Below are 1,142 nucleotides of genomic sequence, written 5' to 3'. Positions count from 1 at the left end.
CTAGTGTCCTGCGCCAGTAGTTGATCGTTAGTTGGTGTGTGACTTCTACTGCTGGTGCGTCAGTTCCTCGTCGTGGCCCGAAACTGGTGCCGTTGCTGCTGTCCGATGACGAGCAGGCGGAGTTGGAGCGGTGGACGCGTCGGGCGACATCGTCCCAGGCACTGGCCCTGCGGGCGCGGATCGTGCTGGCGTGTGCGGGGCCGGAAGTACCGCCGATTGTCGCGGTCGCCCGAGAGCTGCGGGTGACTGCGGACACGGTACGAAAGTGGCGGCGGCGCTTTCTCACCGAGCGGCTGGACGGGCTGGTCGACGAGCCGAGGCCGGGCCGGCCGCCCACCATCAGCGTCGAGCAGGTGGAAGCGGTGGTGGTCACCACGCTGGAACAGCTGCCGAAGAACGCCACCCACTGGTCGCGGACGTCGATGGCCGAACACAGTGGTCTGTCGAAGTCCACGGTCGGCCGGATCTGGCGGCAGTTCCAGCTCAAGCCGCATCTGGCGGACACCTTCAAGCTGTCGACGGATCCGTTGTTCGTGGAGAAGGTCTACGACGTCGTGGGCCTGTACTTCAACCCGCCCGAGGGTGCGGTGGTGCTGTCGGTGGATGAGAAGTCGCAGATCCAGGCCCTGGACCGGTCCCAGCCGGTGCTGCCGATGATGCCGGGCATGCCCGAGCGGCGCACCCATGACTACGTGCGCAACGGCTTGACCACGCTGTTCGCCGCCTTCGACGTCGCCACGGGTGAAGTCATCACGGCCCTGCACCGCCGGCACCGGGCCGTGGAGTTCAAGAAGTTCCTGGTCCGGATCGACAAGGAGGTGCCAGCGCACCTGCAGATCCACCTGATCGTGGACAACTACGGCACTCACAAAACCCCTGCGATCAGGGCCTGGCTGGCCAAACACCCACGGTTCGAACTGCACTTCACTCCGACCGGCTCGTCCTGGATCAACCAGGTCGAGCGGTGGTTCGGCTACCTCGCCCACCAGATGATCCGCCGCGGCGCACACAAGAACATCCAGGCCCTCGAAGCCGACATCCGCGCGTGGGTCAAGGTCTGGAACGAAGACCCCAAGCCGTTCATCTGGACCAAGACAGCCGAAGAAATCCTCGACTCCCTCGCCCGCCTCTGCCGACGGATC

General features: G+C 65.2%; 1 protein-coding gene. It reads left to right on the top strand.

Features of this window, described 5'->3' with window-relative positions:
* Nucleotides 1-38: 38 nt before the first annotated feature.
* Nucleotides 39-1,142 (top strand): IS630 family transposase (locus ACWD26_RS44110; RefSeq protein WP_451279414.1); only part of this gene is annotated, 1,104 nt, incomplete at its 3' end.

The sequence above is a fragment of the Streptomyces sp. NPDC002787 genome (genome assembly GCF_053592095.1).
Note: the sequence above shows the minus strand (reverse complement) of the source record. Positions and strands in the feature narration are given on the sequence as shown.